Source organism: Hymenobacter yonginensis (genome assembly GCF_027625995.1).
Taxonomy (GTDB): Bacteria; Bacteroidota; Bacteroidia; order Cytophagales; family Hymenobacteraceae; genus Hymenobacter; species Hymenobacter yonginensis.
The window spans coordinates 1332859-1349800 of the sequence record NZ_CP115396.1 but is presented as its reverse complement, the minus strand read 5'-3'; the positions used below and the strand labels follow the sequence as shown (position 1 = coordinate 1349800).

Annotated in this window: 16 protein-coding genes; 10 read left to right on the top strand and 6 right to left on the bottom strand. The window is 62.7% G+C overall.

What is annotated here, in order from left to right; translation table 11 throughout:
- Positions 1-174 precede the first annotated feature (174 nt).
- The 3 genes from O9Z63_RS05795 to O9Z63_RS05785 all read left to right on the top strand — a co-directional run bounded on the left by O9Z63_RS05795 (position 175) and on the right by O9Z63_RS05785 (position 2564).
- Complete coding sequence (locus O9Z63_RS05795; protein ID WP_270128369.1) at positions 175-810, top strand: hypothetical protein; 636 nt, start codon at positions 175-177, stop codon at positions 808-810.
- A 140-nt stretch (positions 811-950) separates the two neighbouring features.
- Positions 951-1802: a hypothetical protein gene (locus tag O9Z63_RS05790; protein ID WP_270128368.1), complete on the top strand. Its 852-nt coding sequence runs from the start codon at positions 951-953 to the stop codon at positions 1800-1802.
- Positions 1803-2060: 258 nt separating this feature from the next.
- The gene (locus O9Z63_RS05785; protein ID WP_270128367.1) at positions 2061-2564 is read left to right on the top strand and encodes a hypothetical protein; all 504 of its coding nucleotides are present in this window, start codon (positions 2061-2063) and stop codon (positions 2562-2564) included.
- A gap of 100 nt (positions 2565-2664) precedes the next feature.
- Here the strand turns inward: O9Z63_RS05785 and O9Z63_RS05780 are convergent, their stop codons facing one another.
- On the bottom strand, positions 2665-3147 hold the full coding sequence (locus O9Z63_RS05780) for a hypothetical protein (RefSeq protein WP_270128366.1): 483 nt from the start codon (positions 3145-3147) through the stop codon (positions 2665-2667).
- Between the two features lie 133 nt (positions 3148-3280).
- Between O9Z63_RS05780 and O9Z63_RS05775 the strand changes: the two genes are divergently transcribed.
- The 3 genes from O9Z63_RS05775 (at position 3281) to O9Z63_RS05765 (ending at position 7485) form a co-directional block, all read left to right on the top strand.
- The gene (locus O9Z63_RS05775) at positions 3281-4720 is read left to right on the top strand and encodes a DNA/RNA non-specific endonuclease (protein ID WP_270128365.1); all 1440 of its coding nucleotides are present in this window, start codon (positions 3281-3283) and stop codon (positions 4718-4720) included.
- Positions 4721-5112: 392 nt separating this feature from the next.
- On the top strand, positions 5113-6282 hold the full coding sequence (locus O9Z63_RS05770) for an MFS transporter (protein ID WP_270128364.1): 1170 nt from the start codon (positions 5113-5115) through the stop codon (positions 6280-6282).
- Positions 6283-6435: 153 nt separating this feature from the next.
- Positions 6436-7485 (top strand): AI-2E family transporter, encoded by a 1050-nt coding sequence (locus O9Z63_RS05765; RefSeq protein WP_270128363.1) that lies wholly within the window; start codon positions 6436-6438, stop codon positions 7483-7485.
- A gap of 3 nt (positions 7486-7488) precedes the next feature.
- On the opposite strand, the gene O9Z63_RS05760 is transcribed toward O9Z63_RS05765, so the two are convergent.
- From O9Z63_RS05760 to rsmA, 5 genes are all read right to left on the bottom strand, one after another.
- A complete protein-coding gene (locus O9Z63_RS05760) occupies positions 7489-9000 on the bottom strand; it encodes a M28 family peptidase (protein ID WP_270128362.1) in 1512 nt (503 codons plus the stop codon).
- Positions 9001-9281: 281 nt separating this feature from the next.
- Complete coding sequence (locus O9Z63_RS21100; RefSeq protein ID WP_333490335.1) at positions 9282-10169, bottom strand: nuclease A inhibitor family protein; 888 nt, start codon at positions 10167-10169, stop codon at positions 9282-9284.
- A 240-nt stretch (positions 10170-10409) separates the two neighbouring features.
- Complete coding sequence (gene greA / locus O9Z63_RS05745) at positions 10410-10883, bottom strand: transcription elongation factor GreA (protein WP_270128361.1); 474 nt, start codon at positions 10881-10883, stop codon at positions 10410-10412.
- A gap of 186 nt (positions 10884-11069) precedes the next feature.
- Positions 11070-12011 (bottom strand): NAD(P)-dependent oxidoreductase, encoded by a 942-nt coding sequence (locus O9Z63_RS05740; RefSeq protein WP_270128360.1) that lies wholly within the window; start codon positions 12009-12011, stop codon positions 11070-11072.
- Positions 12012-12071: 60 nt separating this feature from the next.
- The gene (gene rsmA, locus O9Z63_RS05735; protein ID WP_044017909.1) at positions 12072-12860 is read right to left on the bottom strand and encodes a 16S rRNA (adenine(1518)-N(6)/adenine(1519)-N(6))-dimethyltransferase RsmA; all 789 of its coding nucleotides are present in this window, start codon (positions 12858-12860) and stop codon (positions 12072-12074) included.
- A gap of 253 nt (positions 12861-13113) precedes the next feature.
- On the opposite strand from rsmA, the gene O9Z63_RS05730 reads away from it, so the two are divergent.
- From O9Z63_RS05730 to O9Z63_RS05715, 4 genes are all read left to right on the top strand, one after another.
- Positions 13114-14562: a leucyl aminopeptidase family protein gene (locus O9Z63_RS05730; protein ID WP_270128359.1), complete on the top strand. Its 1449-nt coding sequence runs from the start codon at positions 13114-13116 to the stop codon at positions 14560-14562.
- Between the two features lie 148 nt (positions 14563-14710).
- Entirely contained in the window at positions 14711-15763 is a 1053-nt protein-coding gene (gene pdxA / locus O9Z63_RS05725; RefSeq protein ID WP_270128358.1) for a 4-hydroxythreonine-4-phosphate dehydrogenase PdxA, read from the top strand.
- Positions 15764-15942: 179 nt separating this feature from the next.
- On the top strand, positions 15943-16311 hold the full coding sequence (locus tag O9Z63_RS05720; protein ID WP_044017912.1) for a helix-turn-helix domain-containing protein: 369 nt from the start codon (positions 15943-15945) through the stop codon (positions 16309-16311).
- 78 nt (positions 16312-16389) lie between these two features.
- A complete protein-coding gene (locus O9Z63_RS05715) occupies positions 16390-16932 on the top strand; it encodes a YceD family protein (RefSeq protein ID WP_270128357.1) in 543 nt (180 codons plus the stop codon).
- The last annotated feature ends 10 nt before the right edge of the window (positions 16933-16942 follow it).

The window sequence follows — 16942 nt, the reverse complement described above, 5'->3', positions numbered from 1 at the left end:
AAGGGGGTTGAAGCGGCAAGGTAGCGGGCAAGGACGGGGTTTGGTATTGCGGATTGCAGCCCCATATCTTCCGACCTCAGTTTTTACCCGCTACATTGTCATCCTGAGCGGAGGGAAGGACCTTCTCACGCTTGAACGTAATTGTACAACCAATAATAGACTCAACAATCAATTATGCTGCTGAAAAAACAACGCAACGATTTTTTTTCAATACTTAGGGTTCATGGTATAGAACCAACTAGCCTTGACGAAAACCGAGAGGAAGAATCTTACCAACTTTCTTTCTCCACTATTGATGACGAATACTTCTTCCATTTGGAGGCTAATTCATACCAGTATGAATTAGCAATGCGTCCAGGCATAAGAGGTATAGTTACTAGCAATACTGCTGTTAGGTCGTGGGAGGAGGTGGCTGATAAATTTGATAGCTGGGCATCAGCTTTAAAGGAAGAACTTGACACACCCGACCTCTGGGCCGAAGCCGCCAAGACCGCCCAACTCTTTGCCGGCACCACCGAAGCACCCGATGACAAATTCAACCGCACCGAGCTAGCCGAAGTACAAGGCCAGTTGCGCCAGTTGCAGCAGAGCTTTACCGCCGCAACCCTGCCTGAACCTGCCCGGCAAAAGCTAATTGAATTGACCCAGACCGCCGCCGTGAAGGCCGAAGGGCTGACTAAGAAGGATTGGCAGAACTGGATTATCGGCGGTTTCATCAGCTCCATTACCAGCTTGGCCCTCAACCCCACCCAGGCACAGGAGGTACTGAAGCTGGTGAAGGCGGCTTTTGGCGGGCTGTTTCTACATTAGCCCGCTCCTACGTGGCCCCAGAGGGGCAACATATAGGTAATTAGTAGTCACTATAAAGCAACAAAACCCTTAGTGGGGCGATGTACCCGTTCAACGATGGGTGTTGTTCCGCTCCTTCCACTTTCTCCTTATCGCCTGTTATGGATTTACGTGTTGCCGAATTTGAAATTTACGTTCAGTTTGAGCGCCAGAGCCAAGCCCCGCAACGGGTGTTCAAGGCAGTGGCCGACCTAATAACCGCCTTTGGCAAATTTGATGAGTTACTGGCCCAGATTGTCTTGCCAGAGTTGCAAACCGATTTATTGCTCGATGATGTCGAAACTGGATCCATTCGGTCGAAGCTTGCCACGGTGCTACGCGGCATTCCAGATACGGCTATCGAAAACTTTGATTGGAAGAAGCTGGTAGGCCACTTTCTGCTAAAAGCGAAGTACCGCCTGCTTCGGTTTTTGGAAGGTCGCACAGGAGTGTATGATGTGCGCGAACTGGAAAACCTGCGGCTTGAAATTGAGAACATGGCTCCCACTACCCACCTTAATCCGCTGCAAGTACCGGGGCAACTGCCAATGGGTAAGCTCGTAGCGTTACTGGAAGACATAGTGCGAGCCGCCTCACAACTGCGCCCCACCGACTACGCCGAGTATCGCTCAACAGCGGGCAAGGTGCGCATCAACCCTCATTTCGACACTTCCAATTTGCGGGCTTTGCTTGAAAGTAGCAGTGAGCTATCCGAAAACGAATACTTGGTTCGTATCAAGCGTCCCGATTTCATGGGTGAGGCCATGTGGGAACTCGTGCTCCGCAACCATCCTATCACGGCCAAAATAGCTGATACTGATTGGCTAACCGAATTCCAGGAAGGCCGGGTGGTAATGCGTCCCTGTGATTATCTACGCGTCCGGCTGCAAACCAAAACAACTTATCAGGGCACTTTTGGCCACCCACTGCTACACTATACGGTGCTTAAAGTGCTTGATGTAAAGCGTGCATAATACTCAGTCAGGGAGTTCGTTCACCAAAACAATGCACAACCGGCTCCGCCACCAACAGCGGCAACCGGCCGCCCAGTAGCACCGCCGCCCCGGTCCGACGGCGCCACCGTCCGGCCGGTTGCCGCCCCCACGAAGACCACGCCTCCCGCCGGGAATAAGGCGTGGTTTTTTGTTGATACCCTACTGCCACACTACTGTCTCTGGCGCAACGTTTGCTAATGCCGCGCAGCCCCATCTGCCCGGCTGCTTTTCTCTTCTATGAAACTCCTGCTTGCCTCCCTGCTCTGCCTGCTGCTCATCCTGCCGGCCCGCGCCCAGTCCGTTGCCCGTCTCGATGTCGCCAACGGCTTCCGGGGGCTCACCTTTGGCTCGCCGCTGACTGAGGCGCTTCACCTGAACCTGGTGCAGGACAAAGGCGATGAGAAAATATACGAGCGGCTGGACGAGCAGCTGCGCGTGGGCAGCTTCACGGCGGCACGCATTCATTACAAGTTTTTCCGGGGGCAGTTTGCGGCCGTCACCATCATCGTGAAAGGCGCCGCTGACGCCCAGAAGGTGCGCCCTACGTTCGAGGCCCTCTACGGGCCCGGCCGCCTGCAGGGCTTCAGCTGCAAGTGGCAGGGCGCACTGGTGGCCCTCTCCTGCGCCTCCCTCGCCGACGACCAGACCATCCTGGCCATGAGCAGCGTGCCGCTGGCCGCCCAGATGCAGCAGGCCAAGGTGCCCGTCGGTACCATCAAGCTCAAAACCAAGCAGAAGTAGAAGCCCATCTTCCTGTGGCACGGGCTTTAGTCCGTAGCCCACACGCTACCCATGGACAGCAGTGGGCTACGGACTAAAGCCCGTGCCACGGCGAAGCGTCCTACTGCGGTGCGGCCGAGGTGGTGTAGCGAATAGTGCCGCCCAGCTGCTGCCCAATGGCTGCCAGTTCTTCCCATTCGGCATTATCGCCACCACGGCGGCGCGCTCGTTGGTTGGTTTCGGGGTAGCCCTCATTTTGATACACGGCATAGGCCCGCACCATCAGCGTCCGGCCTTCCACCATACCCGCTATCCGTATCCTGGAGCTGCGCACCTCCAGCGGATACGTGGCCAGCGTCAGTAGCTCCGGGCTGCTGTGCTCGATGGCGTAGCCGCGCACGGCTAGTACCTGCGCCAGCCGTCGCCAGATCACCATGGGAGCATCGGTCAGCTCTATTACCATGGTATCGTGCTCTTTGGTGGCAGTAGCTTCCAGAGGAGTAGCGGTGGTGGCGGGCACTTTCACCGGCGCAGGACGGGTCTGGGCGTGCGCTAGCGGCGCGGCGCCGGCCAGCAGCAGCAGGCAGCATAGTTTTTTCAGCATCGGAAAGGAAATAAAAGGATTCACGTAGTTTTCAGGCCGATTCGCGGGGCAATCTTCCCGTCCTCGTTCCCGGACCAGGCGGGTGTCAAACTTCGCGCCACTCCTCGTTTCTCTACCGCCCTACTCTGCTGCTATGCGCCTTTTCCCGCTGCTTTTGCTTCCGTTGCTGGCCTGCTCGCAGGCGCCCGTCGAGACTACCCGCCCGCCACTGCCCGAGGGGCCTCCGGCTATTCCGGTGGAGTCGGGCGGCCGCGGCGTGGCACAGGCGAGCACCGCCTTTCCTGAAACCTTTGAGGCGGGCAGCAAAGGCGCCTACACGGCCGCGGCTGAGCCGCTGGGCACGGGGCTGTGGTACTTTGAAGACGCCCTGATCGGCTCCTCAGAGCAGGACCACAAGCACGGCGAGCACGCCGCCCGCCTGCGCGGCAAGGGCCGGGTGCGCATGAACTTCGATGCGCCGGCCGGCGTGCGCACCATCCGGGTCAGCAGCGCGCTGTACGGGCAGGATGCCGCCGCCACTTGGGAGCTGTGGGGCAGCGTGGATGGCGGCCGCACGTTCCGTCGTATCGGGCAGCCAGTGCGGGTGCAAAGCCCGCGCTTGCTCAGCACCACCTTCCAGGCCGGTCCCACGCCCGCGCCGCTGCGCCTGGAAATCCGCAAAACCGACGGCGGCTCCGGCCGCCTCAACATCGACGACATTGCCTTGGAAGCCGCTGGCGGCGCAGCTGTGGCGGGCGGCAGCGTGCCTTCCGCGCCCCAGCCCCCCAAACCCACCCAATCCCCCACTCCACCACCCCGGCAATCCGCCAATACCCGCGACGACAACATGGCCCTGGGCAACCCCAGCGGCGCCACCGCCGACGCCAACAACCCCACCAACTACCTGCTCACCAAGCCCCAGTTCACCATCGGCTACAACGCCCAGCGGGGCACGCCCACGTGGGTGAGCTGGCACCTCAATCGCGCCTGGATGGGCGCAGCCCCGCGCCAGGATGACTTCCGCCCCGACCCGGCGTTGCCGCGGCAGTTCTACGCCGTCACGCGCAACAGCTACTCCGGCTCCGGCTTCGACAAAGGTCATAACTGCCCCAGCGCCGACCGCACCACCGACCTCGACGACAACTCGGCCACCTTCCTGATGACCAACATGATTCCGCAGGCGGCCAACAACAACCAGCGCACCTGGGGCAACCTCGAGGAATGGACCCGCGCTCAGGTGCAGCGCGGCCAGGAAGTGTACGTGGTGATGGGGTGCTATGGCAAAGGCGGCACCGGCCTCAACGGCCTCAAAACCACCATCGACCAGGGACGCGTGACGGTGCCGGCCCGCGTCTGGAAGCTGCTGGTGCTGCTGCCCGAAGGCACCAACGACCTGCAGCGCATTGCCGCCGGCCAGGCCCGCATCATTGCCATCGACACCCCCAACGACCAAACCGTTGACCCCGACTGGAGCCGCTACCGCGTGAGCGTGGACGCCCTGGAAGCCGCCACCGGCCTCGACCTGCTCAGCAAGCTTCCCCTGGAAGCCCAGACCCGTCTGCAGAAAACGGTAGACACGGGCCCGGTGCGGTAGAACTTCTTAACAGAACGTCATACTGAGCTTGCCGAAGCATCCCTACCGAGGCTAATCAATCGGCACTGCAACGAAGCGGCAGAGATGCTTCGGCAAGCTCAGCATGACGTTCATACACAGCACGGCTCTGCTTCCCGCCTTGCCCCAGCTTTCATCCGGGAACTAATGGCGCCGGAAAGTGCTTTTCTGCCATCTTACCCCTGATGGGCGGCAGGGCATTTCCGCGCTGCCTGCAACTTCCTGATTGAGTGGTATCTTTGTGGCGGCGGCGCCCTGGCGCTGCTGCTGCTCCTGCCCTGCCTCTCCCGCCCATCAACTCCTGCCAGCAGGGGTTAGTGGGCTTTTTTGTGGCCTACGGGGGCTGGTTTTCTGCTGATTTTCTGCCTATTTCTATGCTTACGCTTCGTTTGCCGCTTGCTGTTTCCCGCCCGCCCCGCCAGGTTTACCGGGTGGCCGTGGGAGTCCTGTTTTTCCTGATGGGCCTCACGTTTGCCACCTGGGCGTCGCGCATTCCCACCATCCAGCAGCAGCTGGGTATTTCGGAAGCCCGGCTGGGGCTGCTGCTGCTGGCGGCGCCGGTGGGCTCCATGGCTTCACTGCCGGTGGCGGGGTGGCTGGTGGCGCGGCTAGGCAGCCGTCGGGTGGTGCTGGGCGGCATTGTGGGCTACGCGCTGGGGCTGGTCCTGCTGGGGCTGGCGCAGTCGGTGCCGCTGCTGGTGGCGGGGCTGGTGCTGTTTGGCTTCGTGTCCAACCTGTCTAATATTGCCGTCAACACCCAGGCGGTGGGCGTAGAGCAGCTGCACCGCAAGTCCATCATGGCCTCGTTCCACGGGCTCTGGAGTTTGGCGGGCTTTGCCGGGGCGGCGCTGGGCGCCCTCATGATTGGCCGGCAGGTGGCACCGCTGCCGCACTTCGTGCTGGTGGCCGTGCTGGTGGTGGCGGGCGTGGCAGCCTGCAGCACCTCCATCCGCCCCCGCGACGCCAGCATCGGTGCCGACGTGAAGGTGCCCCTGTTCGCGCTGCCCGACAAGTCGCTGCTGCTGCTGGGGGTGCTGGCGTTCTGCTCCATGATCTGCGAGGGCGCTATGTTCGACTGGAGCGGGGTGTATTTCCGCAAGGTGGTGCACGCCGAGGCCGCCTGGGTGGGCGCCGGCAACACAGCCTTCATGTGCACCATGGCCGGCGGCCGCTTCATCGCCGACGGCTTCGCGCACCGCTACGGACTGCGTCGCACGTTGCAGCTAAGCGGTTTGCTCACTGCTACCGGACTGCTGCTGTCGGTGGCGCTGCCGGCCCTGCCCACGGCTATTCTGGGCTTTCTGCTGGTGGGGTTCGGGGTGTCGTCGGTGGTGCCGCTGGTGTACGGGGCGGCGGGCCGCTCCACCACCATGCCGGCCAGCGTGGCGCTGGCGGCCGTGTCCACGGTCGGGTTCCTGGGGTTTCTGTTCGGGCCGCCGCTGATTGGTATTGTGGCCGGCTTCACCAGCCTGCGGGTGTCGTTTTCCATCATTGCCGGCCTGGGCCTGTGCGTGGCGGCGCTGGCTAGTCGGGTGAAGGGGTGATGAAGTGATGAGGTGAACCGTGACAGGTGACAGGTAAACGGTGATACGTGTACTGCGCCCGGCCGGCAGAGGACGGTCATTGAAAGGGCAACTGCCTCTCAATGACCGTTTTTTTATGGTATACTGTCTTGTTCACCGCCCATTCCTGCCGCCATGTCGCACTCCATCTACACTCCCCGGCAGCAATACGTGCTGCTGATTGTCTGCCTGCTGGTGCTGGCGGGGCTGGTGCTGTTTGGGCTGGGCAGCTACATCACCGGGCTGTTCGGGGCGGGCATCCTGTATGTGGTGCTGCGGCCGTGGTGGGCGGCGCTGGTGCACCGCCGCCACTGGAACCGGCAGCTGGCCAGCGCCACGCTGCTGACGTTTGCGCTGGTGGTCATCATCCTGCCCTTCACGGCCCTGACCCTGATGCTCGTCAACCGGCTGCAGTTCTACGCCGTGCACACCGACACCACCCAGCTCATGGCCGTACTGCACGCCTTCGAGCGCCGCATCGGCGTCAGCTTCACGGCCGACCAGAACGTACAGACGCTGATCCGGCAGGGCCTGGGCTGGCTCAGCCAGCGGCTGCCTTCGCTGGCCAGCGGGCTGCTACACTTCGTCATCGTCATCGGCCTGATGCTGTTCACGCTCTACTTCATGTTTGTGCAGGAGGAAGGGTTTCTGCACGGCCTGCGCCGCTACCTGCCCTTCCGCGACGCAACGCTGCGCGAGCTGGGTGAGGCCCTGCGCAACAACGTGCACGCCAACGTGCTCGGCCAAGCCCTGATTTCGCTGGTGCAGGCCATCCTGACGGGGCTGCTGCTCTGGGTGTTTAAGGTGCCCGACGCCCTGTTCTGGGGCATGGTGTCGTTTTTCATGGCCTTCATTCCGGTGCTGGGCACCCCGCTGGTATGGGGGCCGGCGGCGCTGGTTAAGCTGGCGCAGGGCCACACCGGGCAGGGCGTGGGCATTCTGCTGCTGGGGCTGGTGGTGGTAATGAACATCGACAACCTGCTGCGCATCGTGCTGGCCCGCCGCATCGGCGACATCCACCCGCTCGTCACGCTGGTGGGCGTGATTCTGGGAGTGGAGATTTTCGGCATCCTCGGTCTGGTCATCGGGCCGCTGCTGCTCTCCTACTTCATGGTGCTGATGCGCGTGTTTGAGCGCGAAAACCGCCACCGCCCCGCTCCTGCCGACACGGCGGCCCAGCCGTAGCCGCTACTTCCCAAACCGCTCCCCGAAGAAATTGCCTGGGTTCCAGGTGGGCCGCTGCGCGGAATTGGCCACCAGATAGCCCACCAGGAAGTTCAGCTGAACGTAGGTCTTGCCGGCCTCGAAGTCGAACTGCCCGTTAATATCGTCCTGGGGCTTGTGGTACGTGACGGCGCGCCACTTCTGCACCTGCTCACTTAGATTATTGCGGCCGTCAGCTGTTTTGTTGCCGTATTTGATGTGCAGCGCCGGAATGCCCTGCGTCACAAAGCTGTACTGATCGGAGCGGATGAAACGGTTCTGGGCAGGTTCGGGGTCGGCTTCCACCGTGACACCCAGCGCCCGCGCCGCCTCCGCCACCGGCGCGGCCAGCGTGGAGTTTTCGGCCCCCAGCGCCACCACCGACAGCAGCGGCGCAATAATGGTGGGCATGTCGGTATTGACGTTGGCCACCAGCTTTTCGCGAGGCACGGTGGGGTTGCGGGCAAAGTACGCCGAGCCCAGCAAACCCAGCTCCTCCCCCGTCACCACCGTCAGCAGCACCGAGCGTTTCGGCCGCTGCTTGGGCTTCAGCTGCTGATATACGCCCGCAATTTCCAGCAGCGTTGTCACGCCAGTGGCGTTATCGTGGGCGCCGTTGTAGATGGAGTCGCCGGCCACGGGGGTGCCCACGCCGAGGTGGTCGAGGTGGGCAGTGTGCACCACGTACTCCTGCCGCAGCTGCGGGTCGGCGCCTTCGATTTTACCTACAACGTTGTAGCTGGTCACGTCCTGGTAGCGGCTGCGCTGGGTGGCGGCCAGGCGCGGCAGCAGCGCCACCGAAGCAGGTTTGCCGGCCCTCAGGGCGGCCATGGCCCGCGTGGTATCAGTAGCCGCTCCCGCAAACAGCCGCTGCAGCGTGGCCGCGCTGATGAAGCCCGCCACCTGAATCTGCGGCTGGAAGCTGCGCGATACCACCACTTTCCCGTCGGCCCCCAACACGCTCACGAGGCCTTTGGGCGGATCGGGCAGCTTCGTGGTGGTTTTGGGCGCGGCCAGTAGCACGCCCACGGCGCCGTGGCGGGCGGCGGTTTGCAGCACGGTCAGCAGGTCGGCGTTGTAGAGGCGCACGGCGTCGGGGAAACGGGTGGGCTCCAGCCGCGTCAGCACCACCACCTTGCCCCGGGCATCGAGGCCGGCGTAGTCGTCATACCCCAGCTCTGGCGCACTGATGCCGAAGCCGGCAAACACCAGCCCGGCTTCCACGGCCGTTTTCGGCTGCTCGGGGTTGGGATACAAGGTGAAGTCAGTGCCATAGACCAGCGCGCTGGCCGGGCCCGTGGCCGGTGTCAGGCGCAGCGTGGCCCCGGCTTCCGTGATGGCGCGCCGCAGCTGCACGGTTTGCAGAAACGTGCCATTTTCGCCGGCTGGCTGCACGCCGCGCTGCTGCAGCTGCGCCACCACGTAGTCGACGGCCATTTTGTAGCCCGACGTGCCCGGCTGCCGCCCGCGCAGCTGGTCGTCGGCGAGGTACTGCACGTGGGTCCTGAACCCGGCCGGACTGATGCTGCTTAGCGGCTTGCGGAGGGGTTTGGGTGTTTTTTTTCCGGATTGGCCGTGGGCCGCGCTGCTTAGCAGAAGCAGGGCGATCAGCACGGAGGCAGTTATTGGCTTCATCATCAATCAATTCACAAAAAAAGTGGTGCCACCCCGGAGGAGTACGGCACCACAATATATCTGCTGAGCAGGGTTTCAACGCCGTTATACCAAGGCTGGGGCCATGCCGGCGGGGCTATGGACTGAAGTCCGTGCCACACTTCCTACGTTTCCGTCAGCACGGTTTTGAAGCCGGCCAGCTTGCCGCTGGTGGTGCGGCCGAGGGCGTAAGCCTGCACCTGCGGGCCGGTGCCCACGCGGTACACCTTCACGTCCTGCAGCTCCTGCTTCAGGTACATCTGCAATGCCTTGAAGCGGTTGGCCTGGGCCGGGTCGCCGAGCACACCGTCGTCGGCGGTGTGGTTGCGCAGGAACAGGGTCAGCTCCTGGGTTTCCACCTTGCTGCCGGCTTCGGCCCCTACGGCCTGCAGCAGCGCCGCATCGGTCAGCGGGCCGGCCGGCGCGTCGTAGCTCACCGGCTCCAGCGCCGCATCCGACTCACTCAGAAACAATAGCCCTTTCGTGAGTTGCTGCAGCTGCGCCGTGGTGCTGTCGGCCGGGGCAGCGCCGGTGGCGGAAGCTGCCGGCTCGTTGGCAGCGGCGGTTTCGCGGCCACCTTTGGTGTCCAGAGCGTCTACAGTGCGGCTGCCAACGGCGGCGGGCACCTGCGCGGCAATGGCAGCGGCCAGTTCCTGCATTCGGTCTTCGGCCACCTTGATTTTGGGGTTGGCGAAGTTCATGTCCGCCACCTTGTTCATCGGAATCAGGTGAATGTGGGCGTGCGGCACCTCCAGCCCGATAACGGCCACCCCAATTCGGCGGCACGGCACGGCCGCCTGCACGCCCTTGGCTACGCGCTGCGCAAACAGGTGCAGGGCCGCCAGCTCCTCGGCCGGCATATCGAAGATGTAGTCGATTTCGCGTTTCGGAATCACCAGCGTGTGGCCTTCCACCAGCGGCGTGATGTCGAGAAACGCCAGATGCTGGTCGTCCTCGGCTACTTTATACGCGGGCAGCTCGCCCGACACAATACGCGAGAAAATGGAAGCCATTGGTGTGGGTGGTGATTTTGGTGATGGGGTGATGAGGTGAACCGTGACAGGTGACAGGTGTGAGGTGAACCGTGACAGGTGAAAAGGGCCTTTGTCGGTCAGGCCAAAGTAAGGCAAAAAGCCAGACGGCGAAGCAAGATGCTTCGCCGTCTGGCTTTCTACGGGTTGATGGCGGGGCGGTTCACTTGTGACCTGTCACTTGTCACAGTTCACCTCATCACTCCATCACCAAAATCACCCTTAACGACTGATTTCCAAAATTTCGAACTGCAGCTTGCCGGCGGGCACGGTAATCTCGGCTTTGTCGCCGGCCGACTTGCCCAGCAGGCCTTTGCCGATGGGCGACTTTACGGAGATTTTGCCGGCAGCCAGGTTGGCTTCTTCCTCGGCTACCAGCGTGTAGTCGAGCACCATGTTATTTTTCAGATTCTTGAGCTTCACCTTGCTCATGATGAGCACTTTGGTGAGGTCGAGGCCGGCTTCGTCGAGGATGCGGGCGTTGCCGACCACTTCTTCGAGCTTCGATATTTTCAGTTCCAGCAGGCCCTGGGCTTCCTTGGCGGCGTCATACTCCGCGTTTTCGCTCAGGTCGCCTTTGTCGCGAGCTTCGCGCAGCGCTTCGGCAGCCTCAGAGCGGCCACGGATTTTGAGGTCCTGCAGTTCGTCCTTGAGTTTCTGAAGGCCTTCGGCGGTATAATAGTTGATGGTGGCCATGGGAGGGTGATGGTAAGCTAAAAAACAAGGAGAACGGCCGGCACTGCCGACCGTTCTCCAACACGGGTTCATGGCAAATATACGAATCTGCGGGAAAAGAAGCCACCCCTCGGTGATGAGGCCGCGCCGGTTAGCCATCCGTGCCGCCGCGTCAGCTATTGGGCCAGAGCCCGGTAGCCGGCCAGCCTAACGGCCTAAAAAAGCCGCAATTTTGCCCGCCAGCACCTCGTTGATACGCTGGTAGCTCTGGTAGCTCCAGCCGCCCACGTGCGGCGAGAGCACCACGTTGGGCGCCGCCGCCAGATACGCAAACCGGGCCTGCTGCCCGGCGGTCAGGGTCGTGAGCTTCTCGTTTTCCAGCACGTCGAGGGCGGCGCCGCGCACCTGGCCGGTTTGCAGGCGCTGCACCAGCGCCGCGTGGTCGAGCACCTCACCACGGGCCGTGTTGAGCAGCCAGATGGCGTTGCGGAAGCCCGCCAGCAGCTCCTCGTTCACCCAGTGGTGGTTGGCCGCCGAATACGGAATGTGCAAGCTCAGCACCTCGGCTCGGTCCTGCAACTCGGCTAGGCTAACCAGCGTGGCATTTGCGTCAGGCAGCACAGCCGGGTCGTGGTCGTGGGCCAGCACGGTGCAGCCAAACGCCTGCAGGCGGCGCGCAAAGGCCCGGCCCATGTGGCCGTAGCCGAACAGGCCAATGGTCTTGCCCCCAATTTCCTCGCCCCGGTTGGCCTCGCGGCACCATTGTCCGGCCCGCACCTCGTGGTCGGCGCGGGCAATGTTGCGAAACAGCGCCAGCAGCAGCCCTACGGCGTATTCGCCTACCGCGTCGCGGTTGCCTTCGGGCGCGTTGAGCAGCGTCACGCCCGCCGCCGTCAGCGCCGCCTCGTCGATGTTATCGACGCCGGCACCGGCGCGGGCCACGTAGCGCAGCTGCGGGCCGTGGCTGAGCAGCTCGGCCGTTACGCGCAGCTTGGAGCGCACCATCAGGCCCTCGTAGGGGTGGGCAGCCAACGCGGCGGGCACTTCGGCCACGCTCAGGTCGGGCCGGTAGTGCAGCGTCACCCCGATTTTTTGCATCAGGTCGGGCAGGCTGGGGTGCATTTCGTCGATGACGAGGCAGAGGGACATTTTTTAATCAGGAAGTAAGTATCGGCCGTGAATCACACGGTGCATTGCCGTATTCTGGCACTACGCCTGCCGCTCGCGCTCCACCAGTTGCGTCAGCCCCACGAAATCGGCGACACTGAGCTGCTCGGCGCGCTTATCGAAGATGGGGTCGGTGGTGGCTTCGGCGGGCATGCCGAAGGGCTTTAGGGCGTTGCGGAGCGTTTTGCGGCGCGTCGAAAAAGCCTGCTTCACCACTTTAAAGAACAGCACCTCGTCGCAGTCCAGCTTCTCGGTGGCGTTGCGCGTGAGCCGGATAACGGCCGACTGCACTTTGGGCGGCGGGTTGAACACGTGCGGCGGCACCGTGAACAGGTACTCGATGGTATAGAATGCCTGCAGCAGCACGCTCAGGATGCCGTAGGTCTTCGAGCCCGGCCCTTCGGCCAGACGGTCGGCCACTTCCTTCTGAATCATGCCTACGCTCTCACGCACCTGCTGGCGGTGGGCCAGAATCTGGAAGTAGATCTGGCTGCTGATGTTGTAGGGAAAGTTGCCGATGATACTAATCGGCTGCCCCGGATATAGTGTGGCCAGGTTCATCTTCAGGAAATCCTGGCTGTGGATGCGGCCTTCCAGTGCCGGAAAGTGCTTGCCCAGATACGCCACCGACTCCCGGTCGATTTCCACCACCGACGTGCGGTACTCCGCATGCTGCAGCAGCGTGCCGGTCAGCACGCCCATCCCCGGCCCGATTTCCAGCACTTCCTGCACGCCGTCGGGCAGGCGCAGCGCCTCCACAATCTTGCGGGCAATGTTGGCATCGGCCAGAAAGTGCTGGCCCAGGTGTTTTTTGGCTTTAACGGAATCCATGCAGTCGGGAGGAATGAGGTGACAGGTGACGGAGCAATACGGTCGTGGGCAAATGGAGCGAGGAATACAACAACGCCCCGGGAAGCTGGCGGAATCAAAACGCCGCCGGCTGCCTGCAGCTTGTCACCGCCTCACTTCATTATCTCACTTCTACAAAAGGCCTACCTTCACGGCCGCAAAGGTACGGTCCCGCTTGCTGAATCCGGCGCTGGCGTGCTTTTCTGGTTTGTTCCGCTCTAAATTCCCTGTTTCTATGTCGCTGCTCCTTCGTTACGCTGCCGATTTCTCCGCCTCGGCCGATACCGTGTTTATCCTGCCAGCCGGCACCACCGAGCTGCCCGTAGCCGCCGCTGCCGACCTCTCCGAGCCGGCCCGCCAGTACGTGGCCGACCAGCTGGCCGCCGACAGCAAGCTGATCCGCATCAACCACTACGCCCACCACCACTACTACGTGGTGGCCGCTGACAAAAAGACGCCGGCCCTGGCTGCCGAAGCCCTGCGCAAAAGCGGCCACCAGCTGCACGCCCAGCTCAAGGCCGACAAGGTGCGTAACCTGTTCATCCAGGACTTGACCGACGGCGGCGCGCTGCCGCTGGCCGAGGGCCTGGCCCTCACGGCCTATCAGTTTGAAGGCTACAAAACCGACGAGAAATCCCGCCAGGCGGCCCCGCTGGAAAGCGTAACGCTGGTGGGCCCGCACCTCAGCGCCGAGCGGGTGCAGGAGCTGCAACACGTACTGGATGGGGTATTCCTAGCCCGCGACCTGGTAAACGCGCCCCTCAACAAGCTCAACGCCCTGCAGTTTGCCGAGCGCATGGCTGCGGCCGGAGAAGAAGCTGGCTTCCACACCGAAATCCTGGATCTGGTGCGGATTGAGGCCCTGCGCATGGGTGGCCTGCTGGCCGTCAACCAGGGCAGCCCCGAGCCGCCCACGTTCACCATCATGGAGTACAAGCCGGAAGGCGCCACCAATAAGAAGCCCTACGTGCTGGTCGGCAAAGGCGTGGTGTTTGATACCGGCGGCCTGAGCCTCAAGCCTACGCCCGCCAGCATGGACATGATGAAGTGCGATATGGCCGGCGGCGCCGCCGTGGTGGGCACGCTCTACGCGCTGGCCAAAAACCAGGTGCCGCTGCACGTTATCGGCCTCGTGCCGGCCACCGACAACCGCCCCGGCGGCCTCGCCTTCGCCCCCGGCGACGTGATTACCATGTACAGCGGCCTCACCGTGGAGGTGATGAACACCGACGCCGAAGGCCGCCTGCTGCTCGGCGATGCCCTGGCCTTTGCCAAAAAGTATGACCCCGAGCTGGTGCTCGACTTCGCCACGCTCACCGGCTCGGCCGCCCGCGCCATTGGCAAGGAAGGCATCGTGTGCATGGGCACCGCCGACGAAGACACGCTCAGCGCCCTAAAAAAGGCCGGCCACGCCACCCACGAGCGGCTGGTGGAGTTTCCGCTCTGGGATGAGTACGCCGACCACATCAAGTCCGACATTGCCGACATCAACAACATCGGCAAGGCCGAAGCCGGCGCCATTTCGGCCGGCAAGTTCCTGGAGCGCTTCACCGACGGCTACCCCTGGGTGCATTTCGACATTGCCGCCCCCGCCTTCCTCACCGCCCCCGACTCCTACCGCGGCAAAGGCGGCACCGGCACCGCCGTGCGCCTCACGTATGAATTCCTGAAAGGCAAGGCCTAAGAACGTCCTGTAAAAGGCCGTCATGCTGAGCGAAGCCGAAGGCGTAGCGAAGCATCTCGCCAGTATGGTAATCACTACACGAGCGAGATGCTTCGGCTGCGTCTCTGCATGACGTTCAAAGCCCCCTCAATCCCCAAGCCCTAAAATCATGCTTCCACGCATTGGCATTTCCGTTGGCGACCTTGCCGGTATCGGCCCGGAAATCATCTATAAAACCTTCCTCGACCAGCGCCTGCTCAAGTTCTGCACGCCGGTCGTGTACGGCACCGCTACGGTGCTCTTCGACGACTTTCCGGTGCCCGCCGATGGCGAGCCGCTCACGTTCCGGCAGGTGCGCGAAGCCGCCGACATTGCGCCCGGCAAGCACAACGCCGTGACGTGCTGGGAAGACGACTTCCACCTCACGCCCGGCCAGCCCAGTGCCGCCAGCGGCACCGCCGCCCGTCAGAGTTTGCTCGCCGCCGCCCGCGACCTGAAAGCCGGCCTGCTCGACGCCCTTGTCACGGCGCCCATCAGCAAGGAAAACACCCAGGCCGACGATTTCCGCTACCCCGGCCACACCGAGTTCCTGACGGCTTTCTTCGACACCAAGGAGAGCCTGATGCTGCTGGCCGCCGATGAGCTGCGCGTGGCCACCGCCACCGGCCACATCCCGCTCAAGGACGTGCCCGGCCGCGTTACCAAGGAGCTGCTGAACACCAAGCTGCGCATTCTGCTCAAGTCGCTGAAGCAAGACTTCGGCATTGAGAAGCCGCGCGTGGCCGTGCTGGGCCTCAACCCCCACGCCGGCGAAAACGGCCTGCTCGGCACCGAGGAGCGCGACGTCGTGACGCCCGTGGTACAGCAGCTGCTCCATGACGGCCACTTGGTCTATGGCCCCTACCCCGCCGACGGCTACTTCGGCACCGGCCAGTACCGCCAGTTCGACGCCACGCTTTCCCTGTACCACGACCAGGGTCTGATTCCATTCAAAACCCTGGCCTTCGAGCGGGGCGTGAACTTCACGGCCGGCCTGCCCGTCATCCGCACCTCCCCCGACCACGGCACTGCCTACGGCCTGGCCGGGCAGTTCAAGGCCGACGAAACGTCGTTCCGGGAGGCGCTGTATATGGCCTGCGAGCTGGTGCGCCAGCGTCAGCTGCTGGCCGGCATCAAGCCGCTGGTGCCCGGCCCGCCTTTGCGCGGCGGCCGCCACGAGTAGGCGCCAATCAGCTTTCTATCAGCCTAAAAAGCCGTCTTCTCTCCATGTGGGGGAGGCGGCTTTTTCGTTTCCTTATTGAAACATTCTTTTCAAAATCGAAATTTTGTTTGGCCTTTCGAAACACGCACCGTAGCTTTGCAGCATCATTACCCGGATTCCGGTTCCCGTACTACTTCCTAATGCTGCTTCTCACTCCGCCTGATTACCGTACCGCCCTGCGTCGCCTCGACGCCTTGGTGGCCGCCGGCGTGGAAGGCAATGCGGCCCTGGAAGCCGAGCTGCGGGAGCTGATTGCGGCCCTCGATGCCTACGAAGGCAAGCTGGGCCTGCTCCCGATTCCGAACCTGCCCACTTCGCTAGCGGAGATGATTGAGCTGAAGCGCCAGCAGATGCGGCTCAAGCAGAAGGATCTGGCGCAGCTGCTGGAAGTGCCCGCCGGGCGCCTCTCCCAGATTCTCAGCGGCAAGCGGCGTGTCACGCTCGACCTGGCCAAGCGCCTCTACGAGCGGCTCGGCATCCCGCCCGATTTCATCCTGAAATACGCCTGACCGCCCGCCAAACAGCACTATCTGCTTTTACAAAACGGGGAAAACTTATTACTTTTGCCCCCTGCTACCTACTAAACCGTGAAGAAGGACTCGCAATACGACTTGAATATTGCCAAACTGGCCGACAAAACGCACCATTTTGCGTTTGAGCTCGACCGTGCCTTTTTCGAGCAGTTCGACCAGCAGCTCATCCCCGACGGGACCGTGCACGCCGACGTGACGCTGCACAAAACCGACCGCCTGCTGACCCTCGATTTCGACATCAAGGGCACCGTGCGCCAGGTCTGCGACCGGAGCCTCGACGACTACGACCAGGAAATCGACACGCAGGAGCAGCTGCTCGTGCGCTACGGCGACCGGGAGGTGGAGCTCGACGATAACGTGCTGCAGATTACGGCCGACACCCAGACGCTGCCCCTGGCCCAGCACCTGTTCGACTACATCGGGCTGGCGCTGCCCATGAAGAAGCTGCACCCGCGCTTCCAGAACGAGCCCGATGAAGACCCCGACTCTGCCACCAAGCTCATCTTCACCACCCGCCAGGATGGCGACTCGGATGGGGATGACGACGGCGACGACGATATTGACCCGCGCTGGAATGCCCTGCGCAATCTCAACTAAGCCCCGGCTT

Excerpts from the sequence above, each read along its gene's own strand:
- O9Z63_RS05795 (WP_270128369.1), top strand. The coding sequence starts at position 175 with ATGCTGCTGAAAAAACAACGCAACGATTTTTTTTCAATACTTAGGGTT.
- O9Z63_RS05790 (WP_270128368.1), top strand. The coding sequence starts at position 951 with ATGGATTTACGTGTTGCCGAATTTGAAATTTACGTTCAGTTTGAGCGC.
- O9Z63_RS05785 (WP_270128367.1), top strand. The coding sequence starts at position 2,061 with ATGAAACTCCTGCTTGCCTCCCTGCTCTGCCTGCTGCTCATCCTGCCG.
- O9Z63_RS05780 (WP_270128366.1), bottom strand. The coding sequence starts at position 3,147 with ATGCTGAAAAAACTATGCTGCCTGCTGCTGCTGGCCGGCGCCGCGCCG.
- O9Z63_RS05775 (WP_270128365.1), top strand. The coding sequence starts at position 3,281 with ATGCGCCTTTTCCCGCTGCTTTTGCTTCCGTTGCTGGCCTGCTCGCAG.
- O9Z63_RS05770 (WP_270128364.1), top strand. The coding sequence starts at position 5,113 with ATGCTTACGCTTCGTTTGCCGCTTGCTGTTTCCCGCCCGCCCCGCCAG.
- O9Z63_RS05765 (WP_270128363.1), top strand. The coding sequence starts at position 6,436 with ATGTCGCACTCCATCTACACTCCCCGGCAGCAATACGTGCTGCTGATT.
- O9Z63_RS21100 (WP_333490335.1), bottom strand. The coding sequence starts at position 10,169 with ATGGCTTCCATTTTCTCGCGTATTGTGTCGGGCGAGCTGCCCGCGTAT.
- greA (WP_270128361.1), bottom strand. The coding sequence starts at position 10,883 with ATGGCCACCATCAACTATTATACCGCCGAAGGCCTTCAGAAACTCAAG.
- O9Z63_RS05740 (WP_270128360.1), bottom strand. The coding sequence starts at position 12,011 with ATGTCCCTCTGCCTCGTCATCGACGAAATGCACCCCAGCCTGCCCGAC.
- rsmA (WP_044017909.1), bottom strand. The coding sequence starts at position 12,860 with ATGGATTCCGTTAAAGCCAAAAAACACCTGGGCCAGCACTTTCTGGCC.
- O9Z63_RS05730 (WP_270128359.1), top strand. The coding sequence starts at position 13,114 with ATGTCGCTGCTCCTTCGTTACGCTGCCGATTTCTCCGCCTCGGCCGAT.
- pdxA (WP_270128358.1), top strand. The coding sequence starts at position 14,711 with ATGCTTCCACGCATTGGCATTTCCGTTGGCGACCTTGCCGGTATCGGC.
- O9Z63_RS05720 (WP_044017912.1), top strand. The coding sequence starts at position 15,943 with ATGCTGCTTCTCACTCCGCCTGATTACCGTACCGCCCTGCGTCGCCTC.